This is a genomic window from Mucilaginibacter mallensis (assembly GCF_900105165.1).
Classification (GTDB): domain Bacteria; phylum Bacteroidota; class Bacteroidia; order Sphingobacteriales; family Sphingobacteriaceae; genus Mucilaginibacter; species Mucilaginibacter mallensis.
The window spans coordinates 3,521,620-3,542,675 of the sequence record NZ_LT629740.1 but is presented as its reverse complement, the minus strand read 5'-3'; the positions used below and the strand labels follow the sequence as shown (position 1 = coordinate 3,542,675).

Below are 21,056 nucleotides of genomic sequence, written 5' to 3'. Positions count from 1 at the left end.
CTACGGCTCAGCATTAAATCGACATCAGCGATTCTAAATTCCAGTTCTTTATTTCATCAATAGTGATATGGCCTTCGTATATGGCTTTGCCAACCACGCATGATTCCACTTTGAGATTACTCAGTTGTTCAATATCATGCATGGAACTTACACCGCCCGAAGCTATCAGTTTAATGAAAGGTGAATGATCAAGCAGTTTTTCATACAGGTCGATGCCTGCGCCGCCCAGTTTGCCATCTTTGCCAATATCGGTACACAGGAAACGGAAGAAGCCCAAAGCCAGGCATTTATCAACGTAATCCATCAGCTTAATGGGCGAGCTTTCCATCCAGCCGGAGTATTTGATCACCTCATCCAAAACATCAATGGCGATAACCACACGATCGCCATATTTGTCTTTGCCGACTAAGGCCTTGCTCAGGTCCTTTAAAAAGTCAGGGTTAGTGATGGCCTGTGTGCCTACAATAACACGCTGCACGCCTGCATCAAGCAATTCCTTTACCTTTTCAATACTGCGGATACCGCCGCCGTATTGTACCTGCATGTCTGTTTTTTTGATCACATCAAACAGGTATTGCTGGTTGGAAAAATCGTTTTTAGCACCGTTAAGGTCGATGATGTGGATGAAATTTGTACCGTGCGACTGGTACCGTTCTATCATTTCTTCTAAAGTAACGTCATATTCAGTTACCTGCTGATAATCACCCTCGCGCAGCCTCACCACTTTTTTATTTAAAATATCAATAGCAGGAATAATATACATGGTCTTATATTTTTGAAAAGTTAGTTAAAAGTGTTTCACCGTATTTGCCGGATTTTTCGGGGTGAAATTGTACCCCGAAGAAATTATCCCGCCAAATTGATGCCGAAAATTTATTGTTATAATCAGTTGATGATAAAGTATATGCTTCATCATACTCAATAAAGTATGAATGTACAAAGTAAAAATGTGATCCGCCGGGAATATTTTCAAAAAGTGGGTTTCCTTTTTCGGGGAAAGTCTGGTTCCAGCCGGTATGTGGCACTTTGTAATCAGCGCTGTCTTTAAAACGCAGGGTTTTAACGGGGAATATATTCAGCAGATTTGAATCACCTTCCTCGGAGTGGGCTGTAAGCAATTGCATACCTACGCAAATGCCCAAAACAGGTTTGGTAAGCGATTTTATTTTAGGGATGAGCCCGGTTTGTTCCAGCTTGTTCATTGCTGCACCTGCATGCCCAACACCCGGAATAATGTAACGATCGTACTGGTCAAAATCCTCTTCCTTAAAGATCATACCATAGGGAATCCCCAACCGCTCCAAAGCAGCAGTAAGTGAGAAGATGTTTCCGGCGCCGTATCGAATGATGCCGATGCCCCCCGACCCCCTAAAGGGGGAGGATTTGTCCTCAGGTTGAGGATTAGCGGTTACATTATCTACTATAGAATCTGACATATTAATTAAAAATTCCCCTTTAGGGGGTTAGGGGGCTTACAATACTCCCTTAGTACTCGGTAAAACCATATTATTTACATCGCGCCTTACGGCCATTTTTATGGCTTTGGCAAAGGCTTTAAATATAGCCTCAATTTTATGATGTTCGTTCTGTCCTTCAGCCTTTATGTTCAGGTTGCATTTCGCGGCATCCGAAAACGATTTGAAGAAATGATAGAACATCTCTGTAGGCATTTCGCCTATTTTTTCCCTGTTAAACTCGGCATCCCAAACTATCCAGTTACGGCCGCCGAAATCAATGGCAACCTGTGCTAAGCAATCATCCATCGGCAGGCAAAAACCATAACGCTCAATGCCTCTTTTGTTACCTAATGCTGTGGCGAAAACTTCACCTAATGCAATGCCGGTATCCTCAATGGTATGGTGCTCATCAATATGAAGATCACCCTGTGCAATAATTTCCAGGTCGATGTTACCATGTCTTGCAATCTGATCCAGCATGTGATCAAAAAAATGCAGACCAGTGCTTACTTTAGCCTCACCTTTTCCGTCGAGGTTTATTTTTATTTGGATATCTGTTTCTTTGGTGGCACGATGATTTTCGGCAACGCGCTCGCCCAGTTTCAGGAACTCATAGATCTTTTCCCAGTCGGTAGTTTCAAGCGCTACAGTGCTATGTATCTTGGCGTTTTCCTCTTCTGTAAACTCTTTGCCGCCCAGACCTGGATTTTCATTCAGCCAGATGGCTTTTGCGCCGAGATTGTAGCCTAATAGCACATCATTCTTGCGGTCGCCTATGGTGAAGGAGTTGTGCAGATCGTATTTTTCTGTATCAAAATACTGGGTTAACAGGCCTGTACCCGGTTTGCGGGTAGGGGCGTTATCAGCAGGAAAAGTACGGTCAATACAGATATTCGAAAATACAACGCCTTCATTCTCCAATGTTTTAAGGATGAAGTTTTGTACCGGCCAAAAGGTGTCTTCAGGAAAGGAGGCTGTGCCTAAACCATCCTGGTTGCTTACCATCACCAGTTCAAAATCAAGCTCCTTAGCTATTTTAGGCAGGTATTGCAGCGCGCCGGGGTAAAACTCCAGTTTGGCAAATGAGTCTATCTGCTCATCTGTAGTCTCTTTTATGATCGTTCCGTCGCGGTCAACGAAAAGTATTCTTTTGGGGTAACTCATTTGTAATTCTGTAATGTTTGCAGTAAAATATCATTTTCCGCAGGCGTACCAACGGTTATACGTAAACAACCCTCACAAAGGTCTACTTTTGAGCGATCGCGCACAATAATGCCTTTGTCTACTAAAAAGTTATAAATTCCTTTAGGATCGGTTGTTTTAACCAGAATAAAGTTAGCGTCAGACGGATAGATATCCAGCACAAAATCAAAATCTTTGAGTGTTAGTACCAATCTATCGCGTTGTAGCAGGATCTCTTTTATCCAGCCATTCACCTGGTCAACATTTTGCAAGGCTTTTAAAGCCAGTTCCTGAGATGCCTCGTTGATGTTGTAAGGTGGTTTAACCTTGTTCATCACCTCGATGATCTCCTCGCTGGCGAAGGCCATACCTACACGTAAGCCGGCTAGTCCCCATGCTTTTGAGAGGGTTTGCAATACTACAAGATTTGCGTACTCGGTAAGCTCCTGTATAAATGTTTTCTGGCGACTAAAATTGATATAAGCCTCATCAATAACTACCAATCCGCTGAAATTAGCCAGTAAGGTTTCAATATCATCGCGGTTAATGGAGTTACCCGTTGGGTTATTTGGTGAGCAGATGAAGATCATTTTGGTATGATCATTAATTGCTTCGGCAATACCTTCCAGGTTAAGTTGATACTCTTCGGTAAGCGGCACTTTGTTGATCTTTATATCATTGATATTGGCCGATACCTCGTACATGCCGTAAGTAGGCGGTACCAGTATCACATTGTCCACACCCGGGTTGCAAAAGCTGCGGAACAGCACATCTATTGCTTCATCGCTGCCGTTGCCTAAAAATATGTTGCGTGGTGGTACGCCTTTTATATCGCTTAGGCGCTTTTTTACTTTGTATTGCAGTGGATCGGGATAGCGGTTGTATTGCTGCTCCAGTGGTGAACCAAATGCGTTTTCATTGGCATCTAAAAAAACACTCGCCTCACCTTTAAACTCATCACGTGCGGATGAGTAGGGTACGAGTTTTTTTATGTTTTCTCTTAATATTTTATTTATGCTGAACATGGTATTATTATCTTCTGCTCGTCATTGCGATCCGCTAACTAGCGGGGGTGGCAATCTCGTCGCCTGGATATTGAACGAGACGAGTTTGCTTCGTCGTTCCTCCTCGCAATGACATGTTAATTATTGCTTTTCTAATCTCACACTTACCGCGTTTTTATGTGCCTGTAAGCCTTCCAGCTCCGCTAAAACTTCAACGGTGCGGCCTATATTTTTAACGCCTTCCCGCGATAGATGCTGGAAAGTGATCTTCTTAACAAACGAATCAACCGAAACACCTGAATAGGCCTTTGCAAATGAACTGGTAGGCAGGGTATGGTTTGTGCCTGATGCATAATCACCGGCACTCTCCGGGGTCAAATTACCCAGGAATACCGAACCTGCGTTAACTATTTTATCGGTTATGTTTTTCCAGTTTTCGGTAGCTAATATCAAATGCTCGGGTGCATATTCATTACTGAACTGCATAGCCTCATCCAACGTATTTGTTATCACGATGTAAGAGTTGTCTATTGCTTTTCCTGCAATTTCTGCTCGTGGTAATACCGGTAATTGCTTCTTTAATTCTGCAATGGTTTGCTCTGCAATTTGTGCTGATGTAGTAACTAATATAGACTGACTATCAACACCATGCTCTGCCTGTGCAAGCAGATCGGCAGCTATGTAAACCGGGTTAGCTGTTTCATCGGCAATAACCAGTACTTCTGACGGGCCCGCAGGCATATCAATGGCTGTTGTAGTAGTTGATTGTACAATGGTTTTAGCCTTGGTTACAAATTGGTTGCCTGGGCCAAAGATCTTATCGGTTTTAGTAATGGTTTTTGTGCCATATGCCATTGCCGCTATTGCCTGCGCACCGCCTGTAAGGTAAACGGTATCAATATCCAACAATAAGGCCACGTAGGCGATAAACGGATTCACCTTGCCATTCTTTTGCGGTGGCGTGCAAACCACTATTTCACTGCAGCCTGCAATACGGGCAGGTATACCCAGCATTAAAAAGGTGCTTGGTAAAACCGCTGTACCGCCGGGGATGTATAAGCCTACTTTTTCAATAGCCCTTACCTCGCGCCAGCAGGTTACACCAGGCATGGTTTCTACCTTGTCCTCGGTTTTTAGCTGTGTTTGGTGAAACTTGTAGATGTTGTTATAAGCGGTATCTAATGCAGTTTTTTGTTCAACTGATACACCTTCAGCAATTTCTGAAAGCTCACTTTTAGTAAGGTAGAGCTTATCCAATACTACTTTTTCAAACTTAAGCGCATAATCATAGAGTGCCTTGTCGCCATGTAGTTTTACTTTGGCGAGAATTTCCTCAACTGCATCGCGCACCTCATGCGCCGGGTCAACATTACGCTGAACCAGTTTGCTGATGTTTGCTTTGCTTAAGTCTGAATACTTGTATGTTTTCATTTTTATCCCCCAAACCCCCTAAAGGGGAGTTACGTCCTGGTGGTGATTATTAATTATATATTGTTGCCTATTCCTCCCCCTTTAGGGGGGCGGGGGGCTTATAATATTATCTTCTCAATCGGCATTACTACAATGCCTTGCGCGCCCGCTTGTTTTAGCTGACTTATCCTATCCCAAAAATCACGTTCAGGGATTACGGTATGTACCGCAACCCAATCACTCTCGGCCAATGGCACTACCGACGGGCTTTTAACGCCGGGCAGTAAAGCGATGATAGCTGGCAGGTTATCTTTAGGCACATTCAATACAACATACTTGGTTTCCTTGGCACGTAATACAGATTGTATGCGTTGTACCAGCTCTTTTATCAGTTCGGAGTCGCCGTTTTTGTTGTTGCAGATCAGGATCGCTTCGCTCGACATTACATCGGCAAAAGGAATAAGTCCGTTGCTTTTTAAGGTGCCACCGGTTGACACCAGGTCGCAAATCGCATCAGCCAAACCTAAGCCAGGAGAGATCTCAACAGAACCGGATATGGTGCGGATATCTGACTGTATACCTTGTGCTTTCAAAAATTTGCCCAGAATAACCGGGTAGGTAGTAGCAATTGACCTGCCGTTAAGCTGGCTCAATTCGTTTATGGTATTATTGTTTGGCACTGCTATTTTTAATGAGCATTTACCAAATCCAAGCCGTTGCAGGTAGTTTACCTCAACTTCGGTTTCCTCAATCACGTTTTCGCCAACTATGCCCAGATCGGCAATGCCATCCTGAACGTATTCAGGGATATCATCATCGCGAAGAAAAAGAATTTCTAAGGGGAAATTGGAGACAGGAGAGATAAGCGAGCTCTTATAATTTTCAAAGTTAAGGCCGCAGTTTTTTAGTAGTTCAACGGATTTTTCGTTGAGCCGACCCGATTTTTGGATCGCTATTTTTAGTGTTTTCAAAATTTGTGGTATGAGGGTATTAAACTATAAAATGGGGGTTCGAGTTTCACGAAGAAACAATACATTATCTGGTCGCCATATGGTGGCGATGATGCAGATGTAGATGATGTAAGTTAAAACGTCCCATTTTTTGTTATAGTAAAACGATAGACAAGCTGCTGCAAATATAACCTTAAATAAAAAGAATGCAAGTAAAAAATAAGCAGGATCTGTTAAAAAACTAATTCTTGTTACTGTACTCCACTATTTTACGATGTAACTCATTGGGGTTAAATGGCTTGCTGATATAATCATTCATGCCTACGGTAAAAGCCTGATCCTGTATATCCAGCATAGCCGACGCCGTGAGCGCTAATATCGGCAGCTTTTTGTATTTCTCTCCTTCCAGTTCCCTTATAGCTATTGTTGTTTGATAGCCATCCATCTCGGGCATTTGCAGGTCCATCAAAACCATATCGTAATTATTGGTCTTTACCAGCATTAGGGCTATTTCACCATTCTCGGCCACATCACAGTCCACATCCCACTGCTTCATAAATTCTTTGGCCAGTATAACGTTTATCAGGTTATCCTCGGCAATCAACAGCTTAGTGCCTTTTAAGCTTTTCAACGAGTAAAATTCATCGCTGTTTAAGATGTTGTTGATATGCTTACTGCTGTTTTTAAAGGTGAGTGAAAATGTAAATTCCGAGCCTTTGCCATATTCGCTTTTTACATAAATATCGCTGCCTTGTAATTGTAATAGCCGTTTAGTTATGGTTAAACCTAGGCCACTGCCGCCAAATTTGCGGGTGGTATCAGAGCTGGCCTGGCTAAAGCTATCAAATATATAATCCAGTTTATCGGGCATTATGCCTATGCCGGTATCAGCTACCTCAAAATCAATGGTGGAGTGTTCATTATCGTGCTGGGCTAATGACGCAGTAATGGTTACTTTACCGCTGTTGGTAAACTTTACCGCGTTGCTTATTAAGTTGGTCAATATCTGGCCCAGGCGCACAGGGTCGCCTATTAATGCATTTGGCAGGTCCTGATCAAGCATTAGCTTAATTTTGATATCCTTTTCATTTGCTTTTTGCAGTAACGAAAGGCGGGTGTTCGAGATCAGGTCCTTTATACTAAAATCTACGCTTTCAAACTCTATTTTGCCGGCCTCTATCTTATTAAAATCAAGTATATCATTGATCAGCACCAGTAGGTTTTCGGCAGAGAATTTAAGGAAATTAAGAAACTCCACCTGTTCGGGCTTTGGGTCCTGATGAATGAGCAGGTGTGTGAAACCAATTACCGCATTCATGGGCGTACGGATCTCATGGCTCATTACAGAAAGGAACTGTGTTTTTGCCAAAGCGGCCTTCTCAGCTACATCTTTGGCATTAATGAGTTCCAGCTCAAGCAATTTGGCTTCTTCAATACGTTGTTTAAGGAAACTGATGATATGTATAAGGTCATCGTCCGAATCATCCATCTTAAATTCTGCCTTAGGATCAAGCGATTTTATGGCTTCTTTTATCTGCGAAATGGAACGTTGTTTTATTTTATTCTGCTCGCGCAGATTGGCGGTTACCTGCTGATATTCTTGTTCGCTAATGTTAAAAGCATGGTCGGCCAGGTTTTTAGCCTTATCAAAATTATTAAATGAGTTGTTTATAGCATTTAAAAACTGAACAATGGTATCATCTTCCAGATAACTTTCAGGAAGCAGCTTTTTAACTTGTTTGTTTAAAAGATGATGATAATCCATGGTCTGCATTAGCTCAATTTTCTGTAAAAGTGGTAATGGTCATGGTTTGGTTGTGCAGCTCGCATTGCGTGCCTTTATTAAAGGGCGATAATTCGCCATAGGAGTAAAAGCCGGTAATGGCTGTTTTATCACCAAAAATTTCCTTTGCAGCCATCAGTTCTTCATCAGTCCTGTCGTTCAAAACCAACTTGCGGCCAACACAACTCACCAATACCGCCAATTCCACTTTATGAGCGCCAGTGGCATCTTCGGCAGCGCTTGATGAGGCATTTATGAGTTTTTCGAAATTGGCTTTCATTAGCCTAACCTTGCTTCCTACAGGTAGATCTCCGGCAAAAGTCATGATTTTTTTATCTTCGTCAATGCTTAAAATAGTTCTTACCAGGGTATTATCGGCCCCGCTGAGTTTTAGCGAAAGCGGGAACAACAAAGCTGAGCCTGGCAGTTCTTTTACGTAATCGCCTAAATATTGTTTATACAGATCGAGCGCGTTGCTGCCATCAATCTCAAACAATACATTTTTATCAGCTTTGGTGATGGTGCGCTCGGGGCCAAATTCATCCCAGCCACCGCATGAACCATGGTAAACAGAAAGGCCATCGCCGTAAAAACCAATAGCTATTACATTGCCCTGTGATGGTACCGCATTTATACTGGTAAAGGTGCTGCTGAACCTATCGGCATCGCCGGCCATGCCGCCGGTAACGGGCACATGGCCTGGGTTATTGGCATTGAACCCGGCTACCAGCTCGCTGCCATTAATAAAAGTGCCATCGGAGATGATAAACACACATTTTAAGCCCGGTTTATTTAATTCCTGCATTAAATAAGCACCACTCTCGAAGCTGTTGTTATGTTTCTTTATGTGCGTATTGGAGCAGGTGATGGTTGCATGGGCTAATTCAATGGCGGTTACCACAATGGTATCGTCATAAACATTATCGTCAATTATTTCGCCCGATGTGGATGAAAAAACAATGTTTGCTGCCGGGTATTTGACTTTGAGGTGGTTATATATTTCAGGATCAACTATTAATGCCGGAGAGCCAAACGCAAGTACCAACTGACATTTCTGAGTATCTAATGAAGGATTTATAGAATAATCCTTCCAGACTTTATTGATATAATGATGCTGATTGATCCTCATATTTAGGTGATAATTAGCTTGGGCAGTATTATCTTGCTAAATTAAGTAACTATAAGTTATTATTTGCTAATATTCTACACTTATTTGTTAATATGCTATATTGATTGTTTTTATAATTAATAATAATCTCAAGGAAATTTATTGAGGCATTAAAGGTTAAGTTTTAGCAGCTTTTCCAGGTCTTCGGGGATATCAATGGCATGTGTTTCCAGCCCGGTTTCTGCAACTTTAATACGGTAGCCGTTTTCAATCCAGCGGAGTTGTTCCAGGCTTTCAGCTTTTTCTAATGAGGATATGGGTAGTTTGGTTACCTGCTGCAAAACATCGGCCCTGTAGCCATAAATACCTATGTGTTTAAAGTAAGTGTAATGGTTAAGCCAATCCTTGTACTCGTGCCCGCGCAGGTAGGGTAGCGGGGTGCGTGAAAAGTAGATAGCCTCAGCTGATTTATTGATGATAACTTTTGGTGAATTAGGGTTGTTCAGCTCATCAAATGACAGGATCTTTTTGATGAGTGTAGCCAGCTGCACACCGGCTGAAGTAAAGCAGGTGGCAACTTTTGTTATCTGTTCCGGATCGATATAAGGTTCATCGCCCTGTATATTGATGATCACATCGTATTGTGGATGGAGTAAGGCTACTTCAGCACAGCGATCGGTACCGCTTTGGTGGTGTGAGGCTGTCATTACTGCAACGCCCCCAAAGCCGATTACATGGTCATATATGTGGTCGTCATCTGTGGCAACAATAACCTCGGTTAATGAAGTGCATTTTTTAGCCTGCTCGTAAACACGCTGTATCATGCTTTTGCCTGCAATATCAACCAATGGTTTGCCCGGAAAGCGGGATGATGCGTAGCGTGCAGGTATGATGCCTAGAATGTTCATTACTATGTTGTGTGTTATGTGTTGTAAGTTGTGAGTTATAAGCGGATATAATCATACAACTTACAACACACAACCTGCAACTAAATCTAAAATAACCCGTTTATTTCCCGCTCAATCAACTGTACAACGGTAGCCATGTCTTCGGTATTGTTGGCAAAATCAATTACGTCTTTATCAATTATCAGCAATTTGCCCAGGTTATAACCGGTTATCCATTTCTGGTATTTTTCGTTAAGTTTTGATAGGTAATCTATCCTGATACCAATCTCATATTCTCTGCCACGGCGCTGGATATTGTTAACCAGCGTAGGGACAGATGCCTTTAAGTAAACTAATAGATCGGGTGGTTTAATATAGGCGGTCATATTATCAAATATGGAACGGTAATTCTCATAGTCGCGGGTGGTCATTAAACCCATATCATGCAGGTTTTCGGCAAAAATGAAGGCGTCTTCATAAATGGTTCTGTCCTGAACTATATTACGACCGCTTTTCTGGATATCCATCAGCTGACGATAGCGGCTGTTTAAAAAGTAGATCTGCAAATTAAAGCTCCATCGTTTCATGTCATTATAAAAATCCTCCAGATAAGGATTGTTATCAACGGCTTCAAATAGTGGTTCCCAACCGTAGCTTTTGGCTAATAATTCAGCAAGCGTGGTTTTGCCTGCGCCTATATTTCCTACAATAGCAATGTGCATAATATGGTTAGTTCATAGTTGTTAGACGATAGATCATATATTATTATAGTTTATTCTGCGTAAAGTGCTATTATAATAGAAACAAACTTCCGACTAATATACATTATGAATAATGAACTATCAACAACGAATGGTACTAAAAACTTCTGAAACCGATAATTTCTCTTACTTCGCGAATCGTTTTTGACGCGCTTTCGCGGGCTTTCTCGGCACCAAAATGAGCTACCTTTTTAAGGTATGCGGCATCATTTGCAATTTCGTTGATCCGGGCACGTATAGGGGCCGTGGCGATGATCATATCTTCAGCAAGCTGTTTTTTCAGATCGCCATAGCGTACCTGGCAAGTGTTATACAGATTATCAAAATGTTCATAAGTATCGGGCGAAGATACTACAGCCATCAGGTCGAAAAGGTTTTGTATTTCTACAGGTTTTTCCTGATTTTCAACTGTAGGGCCGCCATCAGTAACAGCGCGCATTACTTTTTTGCGGATCGCCTCCGGGGTATCCGACAGGAAAACGGCATTGCCTTCACCTTCGGATTTTCCCATTTTCCCTTTGCCATCCAATCCGGGTATTTTTACCAGGTTGCTGCCGTAACTGAACGCGTATGGCTCGGGGAAATAATCGTGATTATATAACCTGTTAAAGCGGTTGCCAAAGGTGCGCGCCATTTCAAGGTGCTGCTCCTGGTCTTTGCCCACGGGTACTTTGGTAGCTTTATGGATGATAATATCGGCAGCCATTAATACAGGGTAGGTAAGCAGGCCAGCGTTAACGTTATCGGGGTTGGCGCGTACTTTATCTTTAAAAGATGTAGCTCGTTCCAGTTCGCCCAAATAGGCGTTCATGTTAAGATACAGGTACAGTTCAGATATTTCAGGTACGTGCGATTGTACGTATATGGTAGCTTTCTCCGGGTCGATACCGGCGGCTAAGTATTCCACCAGTACCTGTTTTACATTGTTATGCAAATTTTCAGGAGTAGGGTGGGTGGTTAATGAGTGCAGATCGGCAATAAAAAAGTAGCAGTTATATTCATGCTGCATTTTTATAAAATTCTGTATCGCTCCGTAATAATTTCCAAGGTGTAAGTTCCCGGTCGAACGTATACCACTAACAACAGTTTCCATGAGGGCGAAAGTAAGGAATTTTTATATTTTTGGTGTAGATGAAATTGTTAATCAAAAAAGTCCATGTATATCTTTACATGGTCAGTGTAGCTTTATCTTACTTTTTATTCTGGCCTGCATTCTACTTATTTTCCCGTAAACCAAGTGGTTATAAAAATATGAACCGGCTAAGGCGTGTATGGGGATTTGTAAGCTCAGGGCTGGCTGGTTTTTTCTTTCGTTATGAGTATGAGGAGGCTATAGATTGGAGTCGACCCTATATCATTTGCCCTAACCATACTTCAAGCCTTGATATTGCCGCCATGTGCCTGTTAGTGAAAAACGATTATTGCTTTATTGGAAAGGATACGCTGAAGGATGGCCTGGTTACCGGTTTGTTTTTCAGGACGGTTGATATCCCTGTTGATCGCGACAGCAAGATGTCATCATACCGTGCCTTTAAAATGGCTGCGGAGAAAATTCAACAAGGGACAAGTGTTATCATCTTCCCCGAAGGGAAAATAAGTGATGATTATCCGCCGGTATTGCACGAGTTTAAAAATGGCCCTTTTAAACTGGCAATTGATTTGAAAGTGCCTATCATACCGGTATCATCAATAAATGCCTGGAAAATGCTGTGGGACGATGGGATCAAATATGGTACTAAACCGGGTATTTGCAATTTTTATGTGCACAAACCCATTGATACAACAGATCTTACATCAGCCGACGCTGATGCCCTGCGTGATGAGGTTTATGCTATCATCAATCAAAGGTTTGATAGTAATAAACTTGTTACAGAAATGTTGTAATTGGCTTATTGTTAAGCAAGTTTCATTTTTAGCATAAAACCGTTTAAACAAAAAGTTTAAAAACCATCATTTTATGCCAAAAAGATAAGGATTTCGTTATTTTTGATGAAAATGAAAACCTCATTAAAAAGACTATACACTTTCTTTTATCGCTTTAATGTAGGATTTATTTACATTGTATTCTGGCCGCTGATGTATTACTTCTCCCGCAAGGAAGAACGGTACCCATACTTAAATAAAATGCGCAGCGCATGGGGATACATCAGCTCATTACTCTCGGGCATCAGGTATCATTATGAGATAGAAAAAAAACCTATCGACTGGAGCCGGACCTATATCATTTGCCCTAATCATACCTCAAGTCTGGATATTACCGCTATAAGCATACTGGCTAAAAATGTGAACTACTCATTTATGGGTAAGGATGAGTTGCTGAATGGTTTTGTTACCGGTTTGTTCTTCAGGTCTGTTGATCTGCCGGTGAACCGTAAAAGTAAGGTAGAATCGTTCCGGGCATTTAAGCGGGCCGGAGAGCTTTTACAGAACGGCACAACCATGATCATTTTCCCTGAGGGGACTATATCGGGCAATTATCCGCCAAAGGTAGTAGAGTTTAAAAACGGGCCGTTTAAGCTGGCAATTGAAATGAAAGTGCCGATAATACCGGTAACAGCATTAGATACCTGGAAAGTTTTGTGGGATGAAGGCATAAAATATGGCAGCAGGCCGGGAGTTTGTCATATATTTGTACATGAGCCTATTGAAACGGCGCATTTAACTATTGATGATATAGATAAGCTGCGCGATACGGTTCATGATATAATGGAGAAAAAATTAGCAGAACAATGATAATTGATAAAGAAACAGTAGAAAAGGTAGCTAACCTGGCCCGCCTTGAACTTGCCGAGGATGAAAAAGAGGCGATGATAAAGGATATGAGCAAGATACTGGATTTTATGGCCAAACTAAACGAGATTGATACATCGGGTGTTGAGCCGCTGGTTTATATGACCAATGAGGTGAATGTATTACGCGAAGATGTTGTTAAACAAACTATTACTACCGAAGAGGGATTGAAGAATGCACCTAAGCATAATGAGGATTATTTTTTGGTGGCAAAGGTGATAGATAAGTAAGAAGTCGGGAAGACCGTAAGTCGGGAAGTCCGAAAGTAGGAAGAAAAGACTTTCGGACTAAAAAAACAAACTACTGTAACAAAGCATCCTGTTCAGCAGTCAAACTAAACAAAAACGCATGGAGCCATTAATTACCATTAAAGATATCGGACGGAAATATGTGATAGGTACTGAAATTATTCATGCCATTAAGTCGGTATCGTTAACGATAAATAAGGGTGAATTTGTGGCGTTAATGGGGCCTTCCGGTTCCGGGAAATCAACATTAATGAATATTTTGGGATGCCTTGATACGCCCACTAAAGGCGATTACATACTCAATGGTATTAATGTAAGTCAGATGACCGAAAATCAACTGGCCGAAGTGCGTAACTCTGAAATTGGTTTCGTCTTTCAAACATTTAACCTGCTGCCGCGTAACAGTGCGTTGGATAATGTTGCCCTGCCGCTGGTTTATGCGGGTGTAAGTAAGGAGCAGCGCCAGGAACGTGCCAGGCAAACATTAGAAAATGTTGGCCTGGGCCATCGTGTTGATCACAGGCCTAATGAACTTTCAGGTGGGCAGCGCCAGCGTGTGGCTGTAGCGCGTGCACTCATCAATAATCCTTCTATAATTTTAGCCGATGAGCCTACGGGCAACCTCGATACCAAAACATCTATTGAAATAATGGGTTTGATTGAAGATATTCATGATAAAGGTAATACTATCATTTTAGTAACTCACGAAGAGGACATCGCACAACATGCTCATCGCATTGTACGTATGCGCGATGGTCTGGTTGAAAACGACTATGTTAACCCTAATATACAAAGGGTTGATAGGACTAGTGTGACGCTGTAGAAGGAACCTGGATATAACAGATTTAAAAAGATTTTCCTGATGTTTTGATGATAGTTGCAAACTGTCATGATCCGTAGTTTCAGTCGCAGACTGAAACCAGTAGGGGGCTTTATATTATACTGGTTTCAGTTTGCAACTGAAGCCGACAGATAAAGAAAGTTCGCAACTTTCTTTTAACAAGTAGAAGCAACCCGCTCAATAAATTCCGCCAAATAGATGGCCTTTTCTGCCGATATGGGTTTTGTGCTGCCGATAAGGAGTGTATGCTCAACGATCTCTATTACAAAATCATCAGCTCTGGTGTCCATTACTGCATTCCTGAAGTTACGGTCGATGCCGGTTACAGCTTTTTCATGATCGTTAACCAGTACATAAAAGGTATCGCTAAAGGCTTTATCTTCTTTAAAATCTACCTCAACAGGATGAATAATTTCAATTATCTTATCGGCTAGTGTTTCAGGCCGTATTAATACACGGCCAAAATCTTTTTTCAGATAGGCGAGTGCCCATACCTGGTATTCTACATGCTCAGTTGTATGAATATGTCCCTTGTCGCGATGATTAAAGTGAGCTTCAATAAACAATACATAGCAGTCATTATCACATTGCTTAATTACAAAAGAGCCCCGTGTGTTAAGCGCTGTATAGTCTTTGAATACCCCGAACTGCTCTAAATGAAAATCAATATGCCCCGTAGGCGATATAGTAAATTTATTTTTGAGCGCTGTGTGCGTGGTATAAAACCTGTCTACGCCATCCAGTGAAAGTCCTACGGTATTAAAAGGCAGATAATCCATTAACAATTTTTGATTTTGCTAAAAGTAATTAATAGCCATTAATAAACAAAAACGAGTGTTGTTAAGCCTCATCTTTATGGTACAGATCTCCGGCTTTCTCAGCTGAAAGCTTAATGCCTTTTATCATAGCCGAACTAAAGCCATTATGTTCCATCTCATTTAGGCCGGCAATAGTACAGCCACTTGGTGAGGTTACCTTATCAATTTCCTGCTCAGGGTGGGAGTGCAGTTGCAGTATCAAATCGGCAGCGCCTTTGGCGGTTTGCGCAGCCATTTTTAAGGCATCATGCGAATGGAAACCAATCTCGGTCCCACCTTGTGATGCAGCGCGGATAGAGCGCAAGAAGAAAGCTATTCCGCAGGCGCATAACGCGGTTGCGGATGTCATCAACTCCTCGTTTATCTGTATGCTTACGCCAACGGTATCAAAAAGAGAGCGTACCAGGTTGATGTTTTTTGTAGTGCCATTGTCGGTAGCAATACAGGTCATGGAGTGGCCTATGGCAATTGCTGTGTTAGGCATGGCACGGATCACCTGCACATTCATATCCAATTGCTGACGGATATCGGCACATGTTACCCCTGATACTACCGATATCAATAACTGTTTTTCGGATTTTATGGCCGGCGAAATCTCATCCAATAACTTGTTTAGCTGTTGTGGTAATACAGCCAGCACAACAATATCGGCCCTTTTTACAGCCTTGAGGTTATTGTCGGTAACATAGTAGCCAGCATCAGCCTGCGCAGCCAATGCTGCAATGTTTCTGCGGGTAAGCATTATTTGTTGTGGCTTGCATATCCCCGACTTTACCAATCCCTTTGCTAATGATAAACCAATGTTTCCGCTGCCTAGTATGGCAATATGTTGTTGTGAATTCATGCGTTGTTAATTAAACGTGTCCCAAATGTTTTATTTTCTGTTAAATGCCCCAGCTTTTCAGCATGGCCTATTATTACTGCCTTAACACCGCATGCAATTGCGGTAAACGCATTATCCAGCTTTGGCAGCATGCCGCTGTGAATTATTTGTTGTTCCTTTAGTTCTTCGTACCGCTTAGGATCTATCTCCTCAATAAGCGAACTCTCATCATTTATATCTTTTAACACGCCCTGTTTCTCGAAACAATAAATGAGCGTTGTGTTATACAATTTTGATAGAGCCACAGCCAAAGCCGATGCAATTGTATCGGCATTGGTGTTTAATAGCTGCCCTTCGCCATTGTGCGTTATGGCACAGAAGGCAGGCGTAAAACCAGCATCCATCAGCCGCTTTATATTAGCAGCATCGATAGATCTTTCATCCATATCACCTACAAAACCATAATCAATAGTTGTTACAGGGCGCTTTTTGGTGCGGATAAAATTGCCATCAGCACCGGTAAGCCCTATGGCGTTGGTGCCGAACTGTTGTAACTGGGCCACTATGTTTTTGTTGATGAGCCCACCATAAACCATAGTTACTATTCGTAGCGTTTCAATATCCGTAATACGGCGGCCATCAACCATTTTAGCTTCTATACCTAAGGTTTCAGAAAGCTGTGTGGCTACCTTGCCACCGCCATGTACCAATATTTTATATCCCTTAAGCGCTGTAAAATCTTTCAGAAAATTGTGCAGGTTTTCTGAATTGTCTATTACATTTCCGCCAATTTTAATAATGTATAAATCGCTTTTGTCCTCAATGATATCCTGGCGATCGTTATTAATTTTATCCATCAATCAATTTTCCTGTTCACTTTTATTCTTAAACTATGCCATGCTCTTAAATAGAGGCCGCAATAAAGCGGTAAAGAGAGGCTCGTTTATTTCGCTAAAAAATCATTTATTATTTTAAAGTCTTTTTCAGGTTCTTCAACCTGCGGATTATGCCCCGACCGCTCAAACATTACAAACTCAGCCTGCGGACAATATTCTTTAAACTTAATGGCCATCCATGGCACCGCAACACGATCAAATCTTCCTGTCTCTATCAGTACCGGCATTTTAAGGTACTTAAGCTGCTTGCGGTAATCAAATGTGCCAATGTCACTGCCTACAATAAAATCACCATCCTTGCCTACCATCTGGTAGTATAGTTTTGTATTGTTAGGGTTTGGGTATGCGCCATTTTTTTTATAGCCTTTATAGATCAAATTAGCCGTGTCACTATGTGCAAAATTTGAGGGGTTATAGGCATATAAAAAGCCATAAGGAACCTTTCCGTAAATCCGCTGATGTTCAGGATCGCTTGATATAGCTCCAGCTTCGCGAATCTTCATCAATTGTTCCCAGATCTCAGGGTAATTGGTTTTTATTTCACGGTTGGAGTTATCATCGTTCTCCTGCCACATTACGAAACTGTGAAAGGTATCGGCCAAAATTAAATGACTTAAATGCGCCGGATATTTCAATGCGTACCCCTGTGCAACTACACCACCGTATGAATGCCCTAAAACCGTTACTTTATCAAGTTTTAATGCTATACGTAAACCTTCAATATCCTCAATATCACGGGCCAGTGTATATTCGCTTACATTTTTAGCCGTGTCGGATTTTCCCCTGCCAAACGCATCAAAGTAAACTATCTGATGATGACTATCGGCAAGCGGGTCAAATTCACGGTAGCTTAAATGCGCGCCACCCGGTCCGCCCGGTATAATAATTATAGGGTCGCCTTCGCCTACTGTAACCACCCATAAATTGGCGCCGTTTACTTTTACGTATTTGCCGTCGGTCCAACTGTCAACCTTTTTTACTTGTGCATTTACAACTCCAATAAATAGGAATACGCAAATAAAAAGGGCTATTTTTTTCATTTTTGAACAATATAAGGCTTAAAATTAATAAATTCTATTTATTTCTCTATAAAAAACAAACAAAATGACATAATAATATCCTTATGGGCGTGCAAAAATAAATGATATGATATTTATGAGTACATGTTTTAGCTTATTTTATGTCATATTTCACCAAAATTCTATGGATTTAGTATATAATATACCAAGGAATGCCTGTAATGTTAATTTTTTATTGATTTTTTTACAAAGAGCCCTTTCGGCATGAATAATTAACATGCTTTATCGGGCTTTTTAAAATGGGAGGTTTTTAATAATTATCATTCATAATTAATGTTATTGTAAAAACTTGGGAGCGTTTATTAAATTAATAAACAAATGGTAGTTTTATTGTTTAATAGAATATATGCAAAAAGAGACTACTACCATACCCCGTGTATTGATTATTGGCGGTGGCTTTGGCGGAATACAATTAGCTAAGAACCTTAAAAAAGCACCGGTTAAAGTGATGATGCTCGATAAGCACAACTATCACACCTTTCAGCCATTATTATACCAGGTAGCTATGGGGGCCATTCCGGCGGATTCTATTGGCTTTCCGCTCAGGCGGATATTTACAAAGCAGGATAATTTCAGGTTCTTTTTGGCTGATGTACAAAAGATAAACCCGGAAAGCAAAACAGTAAGCACCGATATTGGCGATATTACCTATGATTACCTGGTAATAGCTACAGGATCAGACACCAACTTTTTTGGAAATAAGGAGATTGAGCATTATTCAATGCCGATGAAAAATATACCGGAGGCATTGAACCTGCGCAGCTTGATCCTCCAAAACCTTGAAAAAGCGCTGGTAACCAAAACTTACGATGAACGTGAAGCGCTCATGACCTTTGTTGTTGTTGGCGGCGGCCCAACCGGAGTTGAACTAACCGGTGCCTTGGCCGAAATGCGGCAGCTTATATTGATGAAGGATTATCATGGCTTAAAAAAGCAGCACATGCGTGTTTATTTGGTTGAGGGTAAGGATAGATTGCTGGGCGCTATGTCAGAACAAGCATCGGCTTATGCTAAAAAGGCTTTAACTAAGGGCGAGGTAACCATATATAACAGCGTACACGTGCAAAGCTATGATGGTTATGAGCTAAAGATTGATGACGGCACCGTAATAAAAACCCGTAATGTGTTTTGGGCAGCAGGTGTAAGGGGAGAGGTACCTGCTGGTGTTCCCAAGGAGATCATCACCAAAGGAACCCGGATACAGACTAACGAAATAAGCAAGGTTGAGGGTTATGAGGATATTTTTGCCATAGGAGATGTTGCGGCTATGATAACTGCTGATTATCCCAACGGACTGCCCGGTGTTGCACCGGTGGCCATGCAGCAGGGCGAGCACCTGGCCAAAAACATTAGGCATATGCTAAAAGGAGAGCCAACTGTGCCGTTTAAGTATCTGGATAAGGGGACATTGGCAACTATCGGCAGGAATAAAGCTGTTGCTGATCTGGGGCCATTCCATTTTAAGGGTTTTATAGCATGGCTGTTATGGGGCTTTGTGCACATATTAACGCTTGCAGGCTTTAGTAATAAAACCAATGTGTTCTTAACCTGGTTCCTGAATTATTTTAATAAAAATAGCGACAACCGTTTAGTGGTAAGGTACTTTGATACCGAAACCATGATGACAGAGCCTGTTGCTAAATAGTATTTGAAGATAGAATCAAGATATAAGAGTCAAGAATTAAGATAAGAAAATAAAAATCATATTGCAGGTGATATACAATTTCCTGATTCTTAACTCTTGTATCTTGACTCTTAATTCTAAACAATAATTATGGATCTGTTTATCATATTAACGTTACTGGTAACATTAGGCGCTGCTTGCTCATATATTAATGAGCGCTTTATAAAGTTGCCCGGTGCTATTGGTATTATAAGCATAGCCATATGTATTTCGGTAATTACCCTAATTATTGATAGGCTGAACCCGGATGCAGCACATCATCTGGCCACGTTAGCAAAAGATGTTGATTTCCCCGGAGCTGTATTAAATATAATGCTGGGCTTTTTGCTTTTTGCAGGGTCATTCAATTTGAATAATCAAAGGCTGAAAAAGGAAATGCTCCCGGTATTTGTACTTAGCACAATAGGGGTTATTATATCGGCAAATATTTTTGGTGGATTGTTTTATGGGGTTACGCTCCTTTTTAATTTGCATATACCGTTGATATACTGCCTTTTGTTTGGCGCATTGATTTCACCAACCGACCCGGTTGCAGTAGCTGCCGTTATAAAAGGATCCAAACTGCCACAAAATTTAGAAACCATTATTTCGGGCGAATCATTATTTAATGACGGGATAGGTATAGTGCTTTTTATCACCATACTTGAAATTGCCCAATCAGGCACCAGTAATTTTGATATAAGTAAAACGGGCTTATTGTTTTTAAAAGAAGTTGGCGGTGGCGTTGCATTGGGTATTGTTATGGGTTTTATTGCCTTTCGGTTAATGAAATCAATAACTGATTTTCAAACTATAGTATTGATCTCGCTTGCGTTGGTAATGGGGCTTTCTGCTGCAGGAACTTATTTCCATTTATCCGTTCCGCTGGCAGTAGTATCAGCAGGTTTGTTTGCGGGGAATAGCTCCATCAATAAAGATGATACAGAAAATACGCACCATACCCTCGAAAGCTTTTGGGAACTGATAGATGAGATGCTGAACACTGTTTTATTCATGATGATAGGCCTGCAAATGCTCATCATACCTTATCTTGATCATTACTGGTTGATAGGCGGTATAGCGATCATTCTTTTGCTGATTGCCCGTTGGCTAAGTATTATGCTGCCATTAACCTTTTTAAGGCGATCATTAAAAGTAAACTATAGCAGTGTAAATATATTAACCTGGGCAGGCCTGCGGGGTGGCGTATCTATCGCGCTGGCATTGTCGTTACCAGCATCGCCCTATAAGTATATCATCCTCGCCGGAAGCTATTTTATAGTGATATTCTCCATTATAGTGCAGGGGTTAACCTTAAATAAGCTTATTGATGCATCGTTTAAAAAATAAAGCACG

At 41.4% G+C, this 21,056-nt stretch carries 21 protein-coding genes; 6 read left to right on the top strand and 15 right to left on the bottom strand.

Going from position 1 to position 21,056, the window contains the following annotated elements; translation table 11 throughout:
- Positions 1-13: 13 nt before the first annotated feature.
- From BLU33_RS14395 to trpS, 11 genes are all read right to left on the bottom strand, one after another.
- A complete protein-coding gene (locus BLU33_RS14395) occupies positions 14-763 on the bottom strand; it encodes a 1-(5-phosphoribosyl)-5-[(5-phosphoribosylamino)methylideneamino]imidazole-4-carboxamide isomerase (protein WP_091374186.1) in 750 nt (249 codons plus the stop codon).
- A 4-nt stretch (positions 764-767) separates the two neighbouring features.
- A complete protein-coding gene (gene hisH, locus BLU33_RS14390) occupies positions 768-1,436 on the bottom strand; it encodes an imidazole glycerol phosphate synthase subunit HisH (protein ID WP_091374184.1) in 669 nt (222 codons plus the stop codon).
- 36 nt (positions 1,437-1,472) lie between these two features.
- Positions 1,473-2,621: a bifunctional histidinol-phosphatase/imidazoleglycerol-phosphate dehydratase HisB gene (gene hisB, locus BLU33_RS14385; RefSeq protein ID WP_091374181.1), complete on the bottom strand. Its 1,149-nt coding sequence runs from the start codon at positions 2,619-2,621 to the stop codon at positions 1,473-1,475.
- Positions 2,618-3,664: a histidinol-phosphate transaminase gene (gene hisC / locus BLU33_RS14380; RefSeq protein ID WP_091374177.1), complete on the bottom strand. Its 1,047-nt coding sequence runs from the start codon at positions 3,662-3,664 to the stop codon at positions 2,618-2,620. The genes hisB and hisC overlap by 4 nt, the downstream gene beginning before the upstream one ends.
- A 120-nt stretch (positions 3,665-3,784) precedes the next feature.
- A complete protein-coding gene (gene hisD, locus BLU33_RS14375) occupies positions 3,785-5,074 on the bottom strand; it encodes a histidinol dehydrogenase (RefSeq protein WP_091374174.1) in 1,290 nt (429 codons plus the stop codon).
- Between the two features lie 98 nt (positions 5,075-5,172).
- The gene (gene hisG / locus BLU33_RS14370) at positions 5,173-6,024 is read right to left on the bottom strand and encodes an ATP phosphoribosyltransferase (RefSeq protein ID WP_091374171.1); all 852 of its coding nucleotides are present in this window, start codon (positions 6,022-6,024) and stop codon (positions 5,173-5,175) included.
- A 220-nt stretch (positions 6,025-6,244) separates the two neighbouring features.
- Complete coding sequence (locus tag BLU33_RS14365; protein ID WP_091374168.1) at positions 6,245-7,777, bottom strand: ATP-binding protein; 1,533 nt, start codon at positions 7,775-7,777, stop codon at positions 6,245-6,247.
- A gap of 4 nt (positions 7,778-7,781) precedes the next feature.
- The gene (locus tag BLU33_RS14360) at positions 7,782-8,915 is read right to left on the bottom strand and encodes an FIST signal transduction protein (RefSeq protein ID WP_091374165.1); all 1,134 of its coding nucleotides are present in this window, start codon (positions 8,913-8,915) and stop codon (positions 7,782-7,784) included.
- A 149-nt stretch (positions 8,916-9,064) separates the two neighbouring features.
- On the bottom strand, positions 9,065-9,802 hold the full coding sequence (gene kdsB / locus BLU33_RS14355) for a 3-deoxy-manno-octulosonate cytidylyltransferase (RefSeq protein WP_091374162.1): 738 nt from the start codon (positions 9,800-9,802) through the stop codon (positions 9,065-9,067).
- A gap of 86 nt (positions 9,803-9,888) precedes the next feature.
- Positions 9,889-10,503, bottom strand: a complete 615-nt coding sequence (locus tag BLU33_RS14350) for a deoxynucleoside kinase (protein WP_091374159.1) — start codon at positions 10,501-10,503, stop codon at positions 9,889-9,891.
- Between the two features lie 136 nt (positions 10,504-10,639).
- Entirely contained in the window at positions 10,640-11,635 is a 996-nt protein-coding gene (gene trpS, locus BLU33_RS14345) for a tryptophan--tRNA ligase (RefSeq protein ID WP_091374155.1), read from the bottom strand.
- Between the two features lie 158 nt (positions 11,636-11,793).
- Between trpS and BLU33_RS14340 the strand changes: the two genes are divergently transcribed.
- The 4 genes from BLU33_RS14340 (at position 11,794) to BLU33_RS14325 (ending at position 14,403) form a co-directional block, all read left to right on the top strand.
- Positions 11,794-12,426: a lysophospholipid acyltransferase family protein gene (locus tag BLU33_RS14340; protein ID WP_232009290.1), complete on the top strand. Its 633-nt coding sequence runs from the start codon at positions 11,794-11,796 to the stop codon at positions 12,424-12,426.
- Positions 12,427-12,537: 111 nt separating this feature from the next.
- Positions 12,538-13,275, top strand: coding sequence for a lysophospholipid acyltransferase family protein (locus BLU33_RS14335; RefSeq protein ID WP_091380568.1), 738 nt, complete (start codon positions 12,538-12,540; stop codon positions 13,273-13,275).
- Positions 13,272-13,562, top strand: a complete 291-nt coding sequence (gatC, locus tag BLU33_RS14330) for an Asp-tRNA(Asn)/Glu-tRNA(Gln) amidotransferase subunit GatC (protein ID WP_091374149.1) — start codon at positions 13,272-13,274, stop codon at positions 13,560-13,562. The genes BLU33_RS14335 and gatC overlap by 4 nt, the downstream gene beginning before the upstream one ends.
- Positions 13,563-13,680: 118 nt before the next feature.
- Complete coding sequence (locus BLU33_RS14325; protein WP_091374146.1) at positions 13,681-14,403, top strand: ABC transporter ATP-binding protein; 723 nt, start codon at positions 13,681-13,683, stop codon at positions 14,401-14,403.
- 173 nt (positions 14,404-14,576) lie between these two features.
- Here the strand turns inward: BLU33_RS14325 and BLU33_RS14320 are convergent, their stop codons facing one another.
- The 4 genes from BLU33_RS14320 to BLU33_RS14305 all read right to left on the bottom strand — a co-directional run bounded on the left by BLU33_RS14320 (position 14,577) and on the right by BLU33_RS14305 (position 17,998).
- Positions 14,577-15,200, bottom strand: a complete 624-nt coding sequence (locus BLU33_RS14320; RefSeq protein ID WP_091374143.1) for a hypothetical protein — start codon at positions 15,198-15,200, stop codon at positions 14,577-14,579.
- A 61-nt stretch (positions 15,201-15,261) separates the two neighbouring features.
- Positions 15,262-16,083 (bottom strand): pyrroline-5-carboxylate reductase, encoded by an 822-nt coding sequence (gene proC, locus BLU33_RS14315; RefSeq protein WP_091374140.1) that lies wholly within the window; start codon positions 16,081-16,083, stop codon positions 15,262-15,264.
- The gene (argB, locus tag BLU33_RS14310) at positions 16,080-16,919 is read right to left on the bottom strand and encodes an acetylglutamate kinase (protein WP_091374136.1); all 840 of its coding nucleotides are present in this window, start codon (positions 16,917-16,919) and stop codon (positions 16,080-16,082) included. The genes proC and argB overlap by 4 nt, the downstream gene beginning before the upstream one ends.
- A gap of 86 nt (positions 16,920-17,005) precedes the next feature.
- Positions 17,006-17,998 (bottom strand): alpha/beta fold hydrolase, encoded by a 993-nt coding sequence (locus tag BLU33_RS14305; RefSeq protein WP_091374131.1) that lies wholly within the window; start codon positions 17,996-17,998, stop codon positions 17,006-17,008.
- Between the two features lie 385 nt (positions 17,999-18,383).
- Between BLU33_RS14305 and BLU33_RS14300 the strand changes: the two genes are divergently transcribed.
- Positions 18,384-19,682, top strand: a complete 1,299-nt coding sequence (locus tag BLU33_RS14300) for an NAD(P)/FAD-dependent oxidoreductase (protein ID WP_091374128.1) — start codon at positions 18,384-18,386, stop codon at positions 19,680-19,682.
- A gap of 129 nt (positions 19,683-19,811) precedes the next feature.
- Positions 19,812-21,050, top strand: coding sequence for a cation:proton antiporter (locus BLU33_RS14295; RefSeq protein WP_091374125.1), 1,239 nt, complete (start codon positions 19,812-19,814; stop codon positions 21,048-21,050).
- Positions 21,051-21,056: the final 6 nt, after the last annotated feature.